At 34.4% G+C, this 16,548-nt stretch carries 14 protein-coding genes; 10 read left to right on the plus strand and 4 right to left on the minus strand.

Translation table 11 applies throughout. The annotated features are described in order from the left end of the window. Positions 1 to 8: 8 nt before the first annotated feature. Positions 9 to 947, plus strand: coding sequence for a helix-turn-helix transcriptional regulator (locus F5ESL0246_RS00480; RefSeq protein ID WP_122017597.1), 939 nt, complete (start codon positions 9 to 11; stop codon positions 945 to 947). A 135-nt stretch (positions 948 to 1,082) separates the two neighbouring features. Here F5ESL0246_RS00480 and htpX read toward each other — a convergent pair whose 3' ends face one another. The 3 genes from htpX to F5ESL0246_RS00495 form a co-directional block, all read right to left on the minus strand. Beyond that, on the minus strand, positions 1,083 to 1,973 hold the full coding sequence (htpX, locus tag F5ESL0246_RS00485; RefSeq protein WP_122017598.1) for a zinc metalloprotease HtpX: 891 nt from the start codon (positions 1,971 to 1,973) through the stop codon (positions 1,083 to 1,085). Positions 1,974 to 1,990: 17 nt separating this feature from the next. Beyond that, entirely contained in the window at positions 1,991 to 2,563 is a 573-nt protein-coding gene (locus F5ESL0246_RS00490) for a LemA family protein (RefSeq protein ID WP_122017599.1), read from the minus strand. A gap of 85 nt (positions 2,564 to 2,648) precedes the next feature. Further along, positions 2,649 to 3,749, minus strand: a complete 1,101-nt coding sequence (locus tag F5ESL0246_RS00495) for an SLC13 family permease (RefSeq protein ID WP_122017600.1) — start codon at positions 3,747 to 3,749, stop codon at positions 2,649 to 2,651. Positions 3,750 to 3,937: 188 nt separating this feature from the next. Here F5ESL0246_RS00495 and F5ESL0246_RS00500 point away from each other — a divergent pair, with 188 nt between their 5' ends. The 4 genes from F5ESL0246_RS00500 to F5ESL0246_RS00515 all read left to right on the plus strand — a co-directional run bounded on the left by F5ESL0246_RS00500 (position 3,938) and on the right by F5ESL0246_RS00515 (position 7,490). Continuing rightward, positions 3,938 to 4,297 (plus strand): iron-sulfur cluster biosynthesis family protein, encoded by a 360-nt coding sequence (locus F5ESL0246_RS00500; RefSeq protein ID WP_122017601.1) that lies wholly within the window; start codon positions 3,938 to 3,940, stop codon positions 4,295 to 4,297. 142 nt (positions 4,298 to 4,439) lie between these two features. Continuing rightward, positions 4,440 to 4,580 (plus strand): hypothetical protein, encoded by a 141-nt coding sequence (locus F5ESL0246_RS00505; RefSeq protein WP_090094091.1) that lies wholly within the window; start codon positions 4,440 to 4,442, stop codon positions 4,578 to 4,580. A 121-nt stretch (positions 4,581 to 4,701) separates the two neighbouring features. Further along, positions 4,702 to 5,619 carry an HNH endonuclease gene (locus F5ESL0246_RS00510; protein ID WP_122017602.1) on the plus strand — a complete coding sequence of 306 codons (918 nt, stop codon included), beginning with the start codon at positions 4,702 to 4,704 and terminating at the stop codon, positions 5,617 to 5,619. A 47-nt stretch (positions 5,620 to 5,666) separates the two neighbouring features. Then, a complete protein-coding gene (locus tag F5ESL0246_RS00515; protein ID WP_122017603.1) occupies positions 5,667 to 7,490 on the plus strand; it encodes a BspA family leucine-rich repeat surface protein in 1,824 nt (607 codons plus the stop codon). A 58-nt stretch (positions 7,491 to 7,548) separates the two neighbouring features. Here F5ESL0246_RS00515 and F5ESL0246_RS00520 read toward each other — a convergent pair whose 3' ends face one another. Continuing rightward, positions 7,549 to 9,039 carry an SLAP domain-containing protein gene (locus tag F5ESL0246_RS00520; RefSeq protein ID WP_122017604.1) on the minus strand — a complete coding sequence of 497 codons (1,491 nt, stop codon included), beginning with the start codon at positions 9,037 to 9,039 and terminating at the stop codon, positions 7,549 to 7,551. 659 nt (positions 9,040 to 9,698) lie between these two features. Here F5ESL0246_RS00520 and cas3 point away from each other — a divergent pair. From cas3 to cas5e, 5 genes are read left to right on the plus strand one after another with little or no spacing between them, the layout of a single operon-like run. Then, complete coding sequence (gene cas3 / locus F5ESL0246_RS00525) at positions 9,699 to 12,440, plus strand: CRISPR-associated helicase Cas3' (RefSeq protein ID WP_122017605.1); 2,742 nt, start codon at positions 9,699 to 9,701, stop codon at positions 12,438 to 12,440. Then, a complete protein-coding gene (locus F5ESL0246_RS00530; protein WP_122017606.1) occupies positions 12,433 to 14,145 on the plus strand; it encodes a type I-E CRISPR-associated protein Cse1/CasA in 1,713 nt (570 codons plus the stop codon). Before cas3 ends, F5ESL0246_RS00530 begins: the two co-directional genes overlap by 8 nt. Positions 14,146 to 14,154: 9 nt before the next feature. Continuing rightward, a complete protein-coding gene (gene casB, locus F5ESL0246_RS00535) occupies positions 14,155 to 14,751 on the plus strand; it encodes a type I-E CRISPR-associated protein Cse2/CasB (protein ID WP_122017607.1) in 597 nt (198 codons plus the stop codon). Positions 14,752 to 14,756: 5 nt separating this feature from the next. Beyond that, positions 14,757 to 15,866, plus strand: coding sequence for a type I-E CRISPR-associated protein Cas7/Cse4/CasC (cas7e, locus tag F5ESL0246_RS00540; RefSeq protein WP_122017608.1), 1,110 nt, complete (start codon positions 14,757 to 14,759; stop codon positions 15,864 to 15,866). Beyond that, complete coding sequence (gene cas5e, locus F5ESL0246_RS00545) at positions 15,847 to 16,545, plus strand: type I-E CRISPR-associated protein Cas5/CasD (RefSeq protein ID WP_122017609.1); 699 nt, start codon at positions 15,847 to 15,849, stop codon at positions 16,543 to 16,545. The genes cas7e and cas5e overlap by 20 nt, the downstream gene beginning before the upstream one ends. Positions 16,546 to 16,548 lie beyond the last annotated feature (3 nt).

Here is a 16,548-nt window from a genome sequence, read left to right on the forward strand (position 1 = left end):
GTGAATTTATGGTAGCGTTTAAACTAGAACAATATTTAGCAAGTATTCTGGATGCTGTGGATGTTGATTCAAATGAAGTACAATTAAAGGTAGGAAATAGCAGTTTTGATATCTTTACAGCTTATCTTGAAAACCGTAATGCAGGTATACACAGGTATCAGACTACCAATACTACTATTCTTTACGAAATTACTGGTAAAACCAAGATTAGAAATAATGGCCGTGAGTTAAAGTTAGGGCCAGGAAATATCATGATTTTGCGACGTAAGTGTGAGTACGATGTGCAAACACAACTAAAAGGAAATGTGTTACTAAAACTTGAATTTAATTCTAATTTAAATTTTAAAACCTTTTTGATTAACGCAGGTGTACTTGATCCAAGCGAACGAAATGTAATCAATAATGTCCACGATACTTTAAAAACAAGACAATTACTTTATATAAAAAGTTCACCAATATCGAAACCAGCACAATTACTTAAAGAAATTATTGATGAATATCTAAATCAAAATATGTTTACCCAAAGCATGATTATTGCACAATTAAGCATACTTTTCATAACGACTATTAGAAACCGCGATCTAATAGTAATTCCTGATACTATTCAAGAATTTGAGCCTACTACGTTAGAGCAATATATTGATGATAATTATGCAAAGGTAACGCTTGCCCAGGCTGCTCAATATTTCGGCTTTAACACTAATTATTTTTCTAGTTTAGTAAAACAAAAAACCGGTAAAAGTTTTGTTGAACATGTCGATGAAAGAAGAATGCAAGAAGCTCGTAATTTGCTTGCTCGACCGGATATTTCGATTAAAGAGATTATTGCCCATGTTGGTTATAGTGGGAAGTCCTTTTTTTATAAGAAGTTTAATGAGTATTACCATGAAACTCCAGTGCAAATGCGGACAGAATTGTTCCGGCAGGCTAATATTAATTTAAAATGATTACTGGGAACTAATAAGCTATCAAGAAAATTACCTGCTAGCAATTTTGAAATTTTAAATATACTGACTAACTAAAAATGAGGTGTTTCGAGTATATAACTCAAGACACCTCATTTAGTTGTTTAATTAAAAAAATCACATTTTTTCTAACCGCTTAATACGTTCTTCTGTTGGAGGATGTGTGTCAAATAAATTGGAAACTCCCTTTTTGTTTAACGGATTTTCGATATACATTCCGGCACTACTAGGATCTGCCTTCTTCATTGGGTCAGAACCTTCAATTTTCTCTAATGCAGAAATTAAGCCTTGGGGGTTACGTGTTAACTCAACTGAAGATGCATCAGCTAAGTATTCACGGTTACGTGATAAAGCCATTTGTGCCAAACTGGCACAAAGTGGCCCTAAGATAAGGACAAAAAGAATTGCAACAACTTTAAAAACTACCTCTAACCCATTACTCGAATTGGTATCACGGTCATCGTCATCAATCCACCAGATGTAACGACTGGCAATTCCTGATAAGAAGGAAATTACACCTACTAAGACAGCCGCAATTGTTGAAACCATAATATCGTAATTACGGATATGTGAAATTTCGTGCCCTAGCACACCTTCAAGTTCTTCACGGTTCATTAAATCAAGTAAACCTTGTGTTACTGCAACAGCAGAATGATTAGGGTCACGTCCCGTGGCAAAAGCATTTGGGCTTTGATCATTAATAATGAAAACGCGTGGCATTGGGACTTTACCGACCATTGCCATATCTTGAACAACATGCCACAATTCAGGGTGATCTTGTTCACTTACTTCTTGAGCATGGTTTAGACTCATCACCATATTTGCTGGATTAGGTAGAACAATTAACATGTAAATTACACTAAAAAACAAAGCAATAATTAACCCTAAAATTGGTCGGTTGCCAAAAATGTATCCTAATCCAGCACCAACTAATGCAAGAATGATGATAAATAAAGTCATTATCCAAACTGTTTTGCGCTTATTGCGGGCAATTTGTTGAAATAACATAAGAATTATCCTGCCGCTTAAAACTTAACTTTTGGTACTTCTTTTTCCGCTTCACTTGTTTGTAAATAATCAACTTTCTTAAAGCCATGAATATGAGCAACTAGATTCGACGGAAAAGTTAGAATTTTTTGATCATAAAGAGCTGCCGATGAATTATAGAGCTGCCGCGAATAAGCAATTTTATTTTCGGTATTGGTCAATTCCTCCTGTAATTTTAGGAAGTTCTGGTTAGCCTTTAAGTCAGGATAATTTTCTGACAAAGCAAAGATAGTCTTTAAAGCATCAGAAATTTGATTAGAAACTTTTAATGTTTGAGTATGGTCATTAGTAGGAACATTATTTAGTTGATTTCGCAGTTGAACGACGTTCTCAAGGGTTTCTTTTTCATGTTTGGCGTAGCCTTTAGTTGTTTCCACTAAATTGGGAATTAAGTCATTACGTCGTTTTAACTGTACGTCAATTTGGCTCCACGATTCATCAATGTAGACCTTGGATTTTTGCAAACTATTATAAATAGTAATATAAATGGCAATTAATAAAACAAGGATAACGACAATTATCCAAAATAAGCTGAATGATAAACTAAACATTACTTTTCCTCCTTAATAAGTATTTAATCAATTATAACTGATTATATGTTATTTGAATACAAAAGTGATTACTGATAAATAGTTTTTAAATAAGTAATAATAACCAACCGACTATTGTTAAAATAATTAAACTAATTAGTTGCATAATTAGCCATTTTTTGAAAAATTCACTTCTGGAAACGGTAGCGTTTTGGGTAAAAGTTTTTAAGACAAGCATATTAGCCATTGATCCGATTGGTGAACCGAAACCACCAATGTTAGAACCTAAAAAGAGAGCTTTAGCGTATGGTGTGAATTTTCCTACTAAAATAGTTGCTGGAACGTTGCTGATAATTTGACTAGAAAGAATTGAGGTAAAATATGTCGATTGTTCCGAATTAATCATCGTATGGATAAGGGTGACAATGATTGGGATCTGTTGAATATCACTAATAAAAATAAAGAAGCAGGTAAAGGTTAAAAGTAGGGCATAGTCAATTTTCAGTAAGATTCGTGGATTGATTACAAGGGCTAAAATAATAGCAATGATCATAGGAATTACAATGTTGATAATCTTGAAAACACCCAAAAAGAATAAGGCAAAAACGATTGTAGTTATAATAGTAGGACGTACACTAATATTGATTGGCTTAATATCTTGTCTTGGAATTTGTTTACGTGGAATAAAATAAAAAATAATCAAGGAAATTAATACTGATGCCAGTAAATAAGGTAATGACCATGAAAAAAATTCAAACGCGCCAACAGAATATTTGCTAACCAAAAAAATGTTATGTGGGTTGCCCCAAGGTGTAAAAGCTGCCCCAATATTTGCTCCCATCCCGATTAAGGTGACCGGCAAAATTTGTGGCAGTTTGCAACGTTTAGCAATGTTTAAGTATAGCGGAATCAATGTAAGTGCCGTTATATCATTTCCCAGAAACATCCCAGAAATAATTGCAAGTAATGTAAACAGAATATTTAACTTTTGCATATTATCAGCGACGCTGGTAAGTTTATATGCCAGAACATCAAGTACATGTAAGTAGGCGTAAATTTGGATGATGATTAGCATTGTTGTGATTGAAAATATCGTATGCAAATTGATATCCTCAATTCGCGGTCTAGCAAAAAACAGACTAATAATTGTTACCACAATAGTAATTTGCAAGATTCTGTCACTAAAAATCTTTTTTAAGCTGGACATAAAATGTCCCCTTTCACAAGTTATATTCATCTATGTATCGCTATATACATTTTGAGCTTTTTTTTGTTTGTTAGCAATAACAAAATTCTATGGTAACAAAAAATGTGATACTGTAAACATAAACTTTGACTTGATTGTGTAATATAGCATATACTCATGGAAATGGTAAAGATTAGGAGGAAATGAAGATGGAAAACTCTAAATCGATTAAAATAAACATCAAATCCAGTGCTGCTGATAAAATCAGGTCACAAGTAAAGACTGGACAAGTTGTTTTATTAGCATTAAACGATGGTTCTAATAAATATTCTGATGTTGGTGGTACCTGTACGATTGGTGCTAACTTTCAGTTAGTCATGGTTGACCAACCAGACCCTGACTTTACAATAAAGATTGATAATAATGCTGGATTAGATTTATATACTAGCCCAGCTGAAATGCAGTTTTTAGATGGTGGATTGGTCATTGATGAAAAGAACGCTACAATCAGCCTTTCTGATGATAGTGGTGTAATTGATGGCGCTGTTACAATTAATGAATATAAGTAAAAATATTATGGCAGACTAAATATCTGCTTTTTTACTGCTTCTAAATTTAAAGTAGAAGCGGAATCGGCCTAGCCTTGCTTGTTTATACTTTCCGTGGTAAACTATAAAAGATTTTCGAAAATCTGAAAGGAAGTATAGTACTATGCGTAAAGGTGAAAACTATAATACTGGTTGTGAACCAAACCAAAGACCTAAAAACAAGAAGAATGGTAAAAAGCGCGTTGCTCATGTAGCAGCAGTTGTTGCTTTCTTGAACAAGGCTAAAGCAGACGAAAATAAATAGTTTGCGCTAATTAAAATAAAAGGTGGATTACATATGTAATCCACCTTTTTTTATGGATACAAGTTGGTTAAAATGAAGCTAAGATTAATGACAATATTTGCCTTAAAGGAGATATCTTAAAGTGAAATTTCAATGTAGCGCATGCGGTCTTCGACTTAATTCCAATCATTTTAAACACCAAGGACTAATGAACCCAAAATTAACTAGTATTTGTGATCAATGCCTTCAACGTGGAGGAAAAGCCGAAGATTTTGGTAATACGACAGTTGCGATTTTTGCGCAAGCTTTGCTATATACATTTGTGGGCCAAAATAATGAGGATCAAGAACTGAAATTTTTAGTTCATTCAAAAGATGAACGTAAGCGCTACGAGTCTTTTATTCAAGATTATGATGGTAATGAACTGGCACAGCAACAACTTGGCCGGCAAGAATTTAATCAAGCTGTCATCGATAGTGAGGTAGGAAAAACTGAATTTATTCCACAATTAAATCTTACTTTTGCCGAAAATTTAAATAAATTAGGATTAAAAGTTGATTTCAAATTAAATGAAGTTGACTTTATTGATCGTGAACGTATACGGGCTAAATACCATTACCGCTGTCAGTATTGTGGCCGGCGAGGGCGCAGCGTGGACCATAAGGATCCGGTATCTTTATCACATAATAATGATTTTGACAATTTAATCTTGTCTTGTCAGGAATGCAATCGGATTAAATCTAATATGCCCTATAAGCTCTTTATCAAATTGAATGATCAAATCTCGCAACTTAATCAGAAACTGGTTAAATATGAAAATTCTTTAGCAACCCTTAGGAGTGAATTTGAGCAAAAGCGGCGCAGCATAGCGGCAACAATGCATCTTAAAGGTGTTGTTGATGATCCGGAATTAACTCAAATGCGTAAGCAAAATAAAAAATTGCAGGATGCGATTGATAGTTTAAGTAGTGATTATGATGAATTGCGAAAATTGCGTGAGCAACACTTTAATACTGGCTGGAAGTTATTACAGGAGAATTCTAAAGAGGATATCATTTAAGTGTTCAAATAAGCTTATAATTAAAACATAAGAAAGAAGGTATAATAATGAAAATTAAAAAGATAAGAGGTCATTTTTCAAAACTAGTTAATTTAGGAATAATTTTTGCTTTATTAGGTAGTATCGTGGAATCTGTTGCAACTGTTCAAGTATCAGCCAAAACACTAGAAACAGTAGCAAGTAATCCGAGTTTAGAATTGGGAATTTGGACTGGAAAAGATGGTGACTGCAACTGGAATTATGATGTAGTTACCAAAACATTAACTATTAAAAATGGTCAATTATCATCTATTCCTCTTACAAAAGAGTTGTCGTGGGCAGATGAAATCGAGTATCTTAATTTTGACGGTCAGATAAAGTTACCTGCTAATATGAAAAACAAATTTGCTAATTTAACTAGTCTAAAGGCCATTAGCGGATTAAATAAAGTGGATACAAATGCGACAAACAATATGGCAAATCTTTTCGGTAATGATCTAAATTTAACTAGTCTTGACTTGAGTCATTTTGATACCAAAAATGTTACAGATATGTCTGGTATGTTTCTTCAAACTAGAAGACTGAATAATCTTGAATTAAGTCATTTAAATACCAGAAATGTAACAAATATGAGCAATATGTTTGCCTATAGTGGAATTACTAATCTTGATCTAAGTCATTTAGATACCAGAAATGTAACAAATATGAGCAATATGTTTGCCTATAGTGGAATTACTAATCTTGATCTAAGTCATTTAGATACCAGAAATGTAACAAATATGAGCGATATGTTTGCCTATAGTAAAATTACTAATCTTGATTTAAGCCATTTTGATACTAACAATTTAACAAGTATGAGAAGTATGTTTCAAGGCACCGGAGCTTTAGGTGAAAAATTCACTTTAAGTCACTTTAATACTAGTAAAGTAACTGATATGTCGGAATTATTTGCTGATACTAAATATGCACAGATTGTTTTAAACAATCTTGATACTAGTCATGTGACTAATATGCGCGAAATGTTTGCACGTTCTCGCGTAAATAGTCTTGATTTAAGCCATTTTGATACTAGTCACGTTACTAACATGTCAGGGATGTTTTCATATAATACAAACTTAACTAGTCTTGACTTAAACCATTTAGTTACATCTAATGTTACTGATATGTCCTATATGTTTACAAATGATACCGCTTTGAATCACTTAAATCTCAGCGGCTTAGATACGTCTAAAGTAACAGATATGCATTATATGTTTGAAGCTGATGCAGCTTTAACTAGCTTAGATCTACGCAATTTTGATACTAGTAGATTAACTAATATGCAGGCAATGTTTAGAAAAGATACAAATCTGGTTGACTTAGATTTGCACACCTTTAAGACAAATCAAGTCCAAATCATGGATGATTTATTTGAATATGATTCTAAGCTTGAAAGTGTAAATTTAAGAGGGTGGAATACCCAAAAGGTAACCACGATGAGCAGCATGTTTAGGTATTGTCCACAGTTAGTTTACGTTGATCTCAGTGGTTTTTATACCCCCAAATTAAAAGACTCTACACTAATGTTTCAGTATGACTATAAGTTAGCTGGTATTGATTTGAGTCACTTTAACATCCATAATAGTAGCATTTTAGATCATGCAGGGAATCCAAATGGCTTTGCAGTTAAATTGGGTCATTATCGTTTGCGTAAGAGTTCAGGCGTGGGGCAAAGTTTTAAGCATATTCAAGCGGTAGGTAATGGAAAGCTTAATCATCCTCAGGGGAAAAAATATACAGCAGAGCAACTCTTTAGGTTGTATAATCATTCGGCTAAAAAAAGTCCAGTGGCAATCTATGTGATGTATAACGGTAAAAAACCAAGTTTTGCTAAACACCTAGGAATTAAATAATTAAAGAAAAATAGGTTAACTTATTAGAAGTTAACCTATTTTGGTTATTTAAGTAATCCTAATCACCTAATGGGAAATCCAATGAAATTAATTGCTTGCTGGTAGTTTCTAACAGCCAAGTTGCTTCATTAACTTGGGCAATTGTTGCCTTGTTTGAACGTAAAACTTGGGAAGCATTAGTTAAAGCATTACGATAATTAGCTTTTAAATCACTATATTGGGTAATTACCTTATTAGTATTTTCAAAACTCATAAATAATTTTTGTAGCTCACTTTTATCAGCGTTGGTTGCAATAACTTGATCATTTTGAGCTTGCTGTTCCATGTTTTGAATTTGTAGTTTATTTTGGTTATTAAATTTAACGTCACTGGCTTTGATAAAATAGTTACTATAGTTAGCCGCTGCTACATTATTTGGTAAATCATTCTGTTTCAGTGGTTGTTGTGTTTGGTCATTAATTAATTTGGGATTATCATAGTTAAGGAAATGGTAAAATAATGTAGCTTTGTGTTCATTAGGTAGCCAGAGATAAAAGAGACCATCTATTAAAATTGAGTTATTGTTTGTAGTTTGAATGCTTATACCACTAGGATTACCTGTAAAATCAAAGAGCTTAATAGAATTTCCTGTTACTGGGGTAACGGGGTTAAAAGCTAATGCTGTATAGTCAATAATTGGTAAGTCATTTCTAAAAGTAATATCTGCTTCATCAATGTATTCGTCGGGATAATCGTGTAGCCGATAGATATATCCCTCAAAGCCATCTAAATAGCGAGGAATAACAGCAAGATCAATTTTGATTTTTTGTCCTTTTTTAAGGAGATGATTGGTTTGATGTTGAGAAAGCGTACTTGTTTTGGCTGTCGCAAGGAGAGTCGCTGAGCTAACCCCGTTATACCGAGCAATATGACCATCGATACTAGCAATATTATCTGCACGAAGATAACGATTTTGTCCTAAAGCATAATATTGCTTATTATTAATCGTTTTAGTCGGTAAATAAAATATTTGTTTTTGCTTATTAAGATCTTCATCATAAAAGAAATATTTAGGCATCGTTGTGGTTGGTCTGACTTTGCCATAATAAGTAACAATTGCATTTTGCGCAAGACTCTGTCCGGTAGGTTTACCCTTGGCAGTATAAATTAATGACTTGTTTGCCAATACAAGCTTACCTTTTTTAGTATCTTTTTGGTTGACGTCCTTAACAACTGCGGCATTTACGTAATTACCACCGCCAAGATTATAGTATTTTTGACCGTTAATTTTGTTTATTGCATAGTAACTAAAGTCTGAATCTTCATAGGTATAAATTATTTTGTAACCTTGATGATCGGTAGTAAAGGGATCAGGTGATGTGTTCCTTTTGACTTTAATTTTATGGCCAAATTTGTCATAAAGATAATCATTTTTGATAAAAGTGATTTTCCCTTTAGATACTTGTTTTGCTGCTTGTATGGCTTGTGGTTGATTAATATTTACTAAAAAGTGACTTGCAATCAGAGCAACGACAGAAAATCCAATACTAAATTTTTTCGTAATTTTCATTAGTGACCTCTTTTCAACTGATAATTAAATTGATGTATTTAATTGTATTATAGTATATTTAGTGCATAAATAAACAAGTTTGAAGATATTATATCATCTGTAGGAATAACTTTGACCACTAGGTTTTCTGGTGATTTTTTTCGTTAGAAGTATCAGAAATCTTTTTAAGCTGATCAACTATCAACTTTTATCTCGGCTATTATGTAATTGCTGTTTTTGCTGCATAATTTTTTGATCAGTTAATTCAACTGCTAATGCAACACCTTTATTTTTTGTTGCCGAGCTAATGAAATTTAAAAAGACAGAGGTTCATTGCTCTCAAATGATATGGAGGCCAAAATTAGAATCAATTATTAAATTTTAATTTAGGACTGATTTTCGATATGCAATCGAGGTCAGTCCTTCTAAGTTTCATTTGAGTCTTTTGTTATTATAGAAGTTACTATATTTTCTGATTGCTTCTTCATAATCTGGTTAAATTCTTTTAATGGTATTGTTTATGGAATACGGCTGTTAGGTAAATTAATAATCATTTCATAAACAACGTTGACAACGCTTTCTAGTTAAGGATAAAATTATTTTATACTGATATTTATATCATACCTATATTTTTATACACATAAGTGAAATGATTAAAAATAAGAAATGGATTAAGTGAAATGAAAAAGTTATCTAAGAGGTGTTTATCTTTATGGGGCAAGAAGAAGGTTGAAAATGGTCAGCCGTTGTGGTTGCCCTTAGTTGCCCATTTAACTGATACCCAAAAGGTTATTAATTTTCTCTATAATCAATGGCTTAGCCAAGGACAACAAGAATTTTTAACCCAAAACTTGACTGATGAGGAAATTCATAAATTGATTAAGTTTTTGGGATTTACCCACGACATTGGCAAGGCTACACCGGCTTTTCAAACTAAAGAATCATATGATCGAGCTCAGACTTTAGATAATGATTTAATCGAAAATTTAGTTAGAAGTGGTTTTTCTAAATTGGATCAGTTGGAATTGGCTTCACGCAATCTATCACCTCATAATAGAGCTGGAGAAGCCCTTTTACTGGAGTTTCAAGTTACTGACACGGTTGCAGCTTTAATTGGTGGTCATCATGGAAAGCCTGAAACTTGTTCGCCAAGTGATGATTTGACTGCCAATACATCAAATTATTATCAAAGCGATCAAGATGAAACTTTGAAACAGCCGTGGAAGCAGGTACAACGAGAGTTATTTGATTATGCTTTAGTAAGTTCCGGTTACAGTGATGTTAGCGAGATTCCTACGATTACTCAGCCAGAAGCAGTTATTTTAGAGGGCTTGCTTATTACAGCCGATTGGTTAGCTTCAAGTGAGTATACCAGAAATGGGAAGGAACTCTTTCCCTTAATCAGTCTGGAACAATCATGGGCTGATTTGGATATGGAGCAGCGGTTTACGAAGGCAATGCATAATTGGTTATTAAATAATGGTACATGGCAACCGCAAAAAATAAATAAAATGACGGATCCATATCAAGAACGCTGGGGGTTTAACGCACGTCCTGTCCAAAAAGTAGCAACAAAAGCAATTGGTGAAACTATAGATCCAGAAATGATCATTGTTGAAGCTCCAATGGGTTTGGGTAAAACAGAACTGGCCTTAGTGGCGGCGGAACAATTAGCCTATCTTTGTAAAGAAGATGGCGTCTTTATCGGCTTGCCAACACAAGCTACAAGTAATGCTATGTTTAACCGGGTTGATCAATGGATAGAAAAATTAGCTGAAAAGCAAAAAGAAAATTTTCCGATTAAATTAATGCATAGTAAGGCCCAATTCAATAAAGCATATAGACAATTGCCGGATGCGGAAAATGTTGACACATCAGGGGCTGTAACAATTAATTCGTGGTTTTCAGGAAAAAAATCAATTTTAACTAAGTTTACAGTTGGAACAATTGATAACTTGCTGTCAATGGCGCTAAAGCAGCGCCACCTTTTCTTAAAGCATCTGGGTTTTAGCGGTAAAGTAGTGATTATTGATGAAGTCCATGCTTATGATACTTATATGAGCCAGTATTTACTTAAGGCGATTACTTGGCTGGGGGCTTATCATGTACCACTGGTGATTTTGTCGGCAACGCTACCGCAAGAAAAAAGACAAGAATTAATTAAAGCCTATTTAGGCGGAAAGTATGGTACAAAATATAAGCGTAATTTTAAAGGACCAGCCGATTGGGAAAAAACGCAAGCTTATCCGCTGCTCAGCATTTTAGATAATGGGCAATTAAAGCAATTTTCTAATTTTCCCGGGCAAAGTGATCAGAAGCAGCAAAAATTGCAGGTAACCAGACTTAATTTAGCTGATGAAGAACTGATTGAACATGTTCTAGATAAAATAAACGGCGGCGGAGTTGCCGGAATAATTGTAAATACGGTTAAGCGGGCGCAAGCACTTGCTAAAGTATTGGAGCAAAAGGGAACCAAATACTTCGTGCTTCATTCTGCATTTTTAGCTGCAGAACGGAGTAAGCAGGAAGAAAAATTACAACAAGCAATTGGGAAAAATGCTGAGCGCCTTAAAAAATTGGTTGTAATCGGAACACAGGTGTTAGAGCAATCACTTGATATTGACTTTGATGTTCTTTATACCGATATCGCCCCGATGGACTTACTTTTGCAACGTGCAGGACGGTTGCACCGGCACAACATTAAACGTCCAAAATCATTAGAAACACCACAGTTATTTGTAATGGGAATTAATCATTGGGGTGATTACGGTGCTGCTAATCAAAGTATCTATCAGCAGTATTTATTGATGAAGACTGATTATTTTTTAAAGAACCAGATTACTTTACCTAATGATATATCTGATCTTGTCCAAAAAGTTTATGACGCTGAAACAGATGCTGAGATTAACGGAATTCAAACATATAAAGCAGATTTTGATAATTATAATGAGACTAAAAAAAATAATGCCGGGAATTTTCAAATTGGTAGACCCAGGAAAAAATCAATTCATGCCTGGCTTGATCGCAAACAAGGAAATGTTGATAAGGATGAGCAAAAGGCAAGTGCTACTGTGCGTGATATTCAAGAAACAATTGAGGTAGTCTTAATTAAACATACCTCTCAGGGCGATTTCTTATTAGATGGGCGTAAGTTAGATGCAGTACCAGATTATGAAATTGCTGAGCAAGTAATCAAATTACCAGCAGCCTTAACTACATATCCGAAAGAAACTGAGCAAATAATTAATGAACTTGAGAATAGAACCAAGTCTTATCATGATAATTGGAACAACAGTGTTTGGTTAAATGGATCATTAGTACTCCCATTAAATGATAAGCTGTCGGCTAAGGTTGGTAAGTGGAATATACAGTATTCTAAAAAGTTGGGGTTAAGTTATACAAGGGAAGATGACCATGATTGATAGAAAATTTAATTTGACTACTGATCCTTGGATTAAAGTGATTGTTAATGATACCAATCAAGAATTAAAGGTTTCGTTAATAGATTTATTTAAAAATGCACATCAATATCGGCAATTAGCAGGAGAGATGCGTGTCCAAGATTTAGCAATTATGCGCTTATTATTAGCAATTTTAACAACAGTTTATTCACGCTTTGATTCAGCTGGCCAGCTATATGACTGGTTAATCAAAGGTACTGATCAATTCGGCTCTGACGCTAAATTTGATGAAGATTATGACGAAGAGGAAATCGAGGAAGATACATTAACAACTTGGCACGAATTATACCAAAAGGGACAATTTTCTGATTTGGTAATTGAGTACTTAAAAGGCTATTCAGATCGGTTTGATTTTTTTGGTAAGCATCCTTTTTACCAAGCAACCAAAGAGGAATACGACAGTTTGGTGCCAGCAAATAAGGCAGTAGCTAAGGGTAAAGGTACAGTAGCAATTAAACAAATTAATCGACGAGTTTCTGAAAGTAATAATTCGCCTGCCTTGTTCTCACCCAAAGCTGGTGAATATAAAAATGAAATGCCAATTGATGAATTAGTTCGGTGGGTTATTACCTATCAGAACTACACTGGGGTAACTGATAAAACTAAAATTAATGCTAGTGAAAAATTTTCTGTTTCTCCCGGTTGGCTTTATAAGTTAAATCCAGTTTTGGTTAGCGGTAAAACTGTTTTTGAGACATTAATGCTTAACTTGGTTCTGTATAATCAAGGTGAACAAAAAATTGCTTTAGAAAGACCTGTCTGGGAATTTGCCAGTGCCAAAGCGTATATTTCTGAGCGGCAAACAGGGGACCTGCCTGATAATCTTGCAGAACTTTATACGAGCTGGGCGCGAGTTTTGCATTTTGAGTGGAGCGAAGATGGGCAAGCAACGATTTTTAGTGCAGGATTACCCAAAATTGAAAGTACGAATGCTTTTATTGAACCAATGACTGTCTGGCGTCAAGACGACAAAACGGGTAAATATCGACCAGCAGTTAGAAGCTTAAAGACCTTAAGCAAGTCAATGTGGCGTAATTTTAGTAATTATGTCAATGTTCAGCTGGTAAATGATACCCAAGAACCCGGCGTTATTAAGTGGTTGCGGCTACTTAAAGAAAATCAACTAATTACCCGCAATAGATTGCTAACTTTAGTATCAATCGATTTAATTGATGATGGCAATGCAACATCGCAGTCGCCAACTACAGAGCTTTATGATGATATGAGTATTGATATCGGTGTTTTATTTGATACAAATAACGTTTACTATTGGCCGGCAAGGATCGAACAAGTAATTGATCTTACCCAGAAAATTGGGCAGGATTTTTGGATATTTGCCCGTAATCTTGGTAAAATGCGTGGATTTCAAAAAGATAGTCTTACAGGATTTGCTAACCAATTAAGTACACAATTTTATTATGGTTTGAATGAACCATTTAAAAATTGGCTAGCCAGCTTAACTGATGAAGACGAACGTGACCCGAAAATAATTGCTTGGCAAAACCAATTACGCAATTACGCTTTTAATGAAGGGCAAAAAGTAGTTGATACTAGTTCATCTCGAGATATCAAAGGTATCATTACCGAACATGGGTTACAAAATATTTTTATACTCATGGATCAATTTAAATTTAATGTGAATTTAGATTTAAAGAAAGGTAGGTAGAAATAATTTATGGCAGATGATTATAAAATTAAAGCAGTAGCTAATAAAATTATTGAGCGGCTTTATAATAATGGTGATCTTGATAAAGCAACTCTGGCGGCATTAAGGGGGGCTTCTAAGCTTACTAGTCCTAAGGCACAAAAGGCCTGGCCAATCATAATGGATTATTTACCCCACAAATACTTGAGTAAAAATGGTAAACCAACAGCAGGTGAAGTTGCTATTTATGCTGCTATACGTTTTTATGCGATTTTTCAACAGGGCCAGGATAAGTTTGTTTCAATAAAAGAAGAAAACTCATCGGCTGGTGTTAGCTTATTTACGGCGCTTGCCAGACTAAGACAAGACGAAAAAGTAAAACAAGCATTAGATCGGCGTGTACAGGTGTTGCTAGCAACAACAAATATTGACAGCGTATTGAATTCTTTAGTTCATCTAGTAGAAATACTAAAGAGTAATGATAATAAGACATTAGAGATTGATTTTCCCTTGCTGGCGCAAGATTTATATAAATTTCAATGGAATTATCATTGTGCTAATGAGGTCAGATTAGCATGGGGTGAAGAATATTTTGGCCATAATAATGATTTAAGTGAAGGGAAGTAATTATAATGAATGAAAAGAATTTATTTTTAGATCTTAATGTGATCCAGACAGTACCATCATCCAATATTAACCGTGATGATACCGGCGCACCTAAAACAGCGTTTTATGGTGGAGTAACACGTGCTCGTGTTTCATCTCAAAGCTGGAAAAGAGCAATGCGTAATTACTTTAAAAAAGAAAAGGTCACAGTTGGGACAAGAACAAAAGAAATTGCTGTATATCTAGCAAAGCAAATCCAAAAATTAGACACTAGTCTAGATGAAAAAACGGCTATGGATAAAGCTGTTGCTATTTTGACTGCTGCTGGTATTAAAGTTAAAAAAGATAAAGATACCGGTAAAATGGCAACTGGTGCTTTGTTATTTGTTAGTCCGGGACAAATTAATAAATTAGCAGAATATGCCCTTAATCATGATAAAATTGACAATAAAGATGATAAAAAAGCAATCAAGCAGATTTTCAAGGAAGATAATTCATTAGATTTAGCCTTGTTTGGTCGCATGGTTGCAGACAATCCGGAGCTAAATGTTGATGCATCAGCACAAGTAGCCCATGTAATCTCAACTCATGAAATTATGCCAGAATATGATTACTTTACTGCACTTGATGACTTACAAGCAGATGATACAAATGGTGCTGCAATGCTGGGGACGATTGAATATGATTCGGCTACTTTGTACCGCTATGCCAACATTAATGTTAAAGACCTAATTAAGAATCTTGATCAAAAAGATGCTCTTGAAAGTATCATAGCATTTGTTAAAGCCTTTATTTTGTCAATGCCAACGGGAAAACAAAATACCTTTGCTAACAAGACATTGCCAAATTATATTATGCTGACTTTGCGTACTGATACACCGGTGAATTTAGTATCCGCATTTGAAGAACCTGTAACTACTAAGAATGGTTATGTCAAAAAGTCAATTGAAAAATTGCAACAAGCCTATCAATCTGCTAACAAATTAGTTGAAGAACCTCTATTTAATATTACATTATCACAAGTTGGATTAGCGGAAGATAAACAATTCAACCAAGTTGGTAAGTTGACCGAATTAATTGAGCAGATTACTACCGCTTTAACAAAGGCAATAGCAGATGAAAACATTAACAATTAGACTCACAGCACCATTGCAGTCTTATGGCAATGAAGCAACCTTTGAAAGACGTACATCAAGTGATTATCCTTCAAAAAGTGCAATAGTCGGCATGATTGCTGCCGCTTTAGGATATAGCCGTGATGACGAACGAGTGCAAGAATTAAATAAATTACAATTTGCCGTGCGTATTGACCAGCCAGGTAAAATGTTAACGGATTTCCAAACCGTTGAATGGAAAACTGGTACACGAAAAATCACCTATCGTGAATATCTCCAAGATGCTGTTTTTGTGGTGGCCATTAGCGGAGGCCCAGACGATATTGACCGCATTAAATATGCTTTAAAGCATCCTCGTTATGCCTTATTTTTAGGACGTCGTTCCAATATACCAGCCGGAGTATTACAGATAACTGAATTTCCTGATAAAGATCCTGTTACGGCATTAAAAGCTTTACCTTGGCAGGCTTCTAATTGGTATCAAAAAAGACATAGTGCTGATAAATTGGTAAAAATTCAAGTCGTTGCTGATGCTAATCTGCTGTCTACTAACAGAACAAGTTTGGTCAAGGATCACGTACTTTCACTTGATTCAAAAGCGCGCCAGTATAAGTCACGTCCTATTACCACAACACAGGTTGAATTACGTAATCCGCTTTTTAAGCAAAATACGCAGCATGATGCGATGTCGCCGTTATAGAAA

It is taken from the genome of Lactobacillus sp. ESL0246, from assembly GCF_003692965.1.
GTDB lineage: Bacteria > Bacillota > Bacilli > Lactobacillales > Lactobacillaceae > Lactobacillus.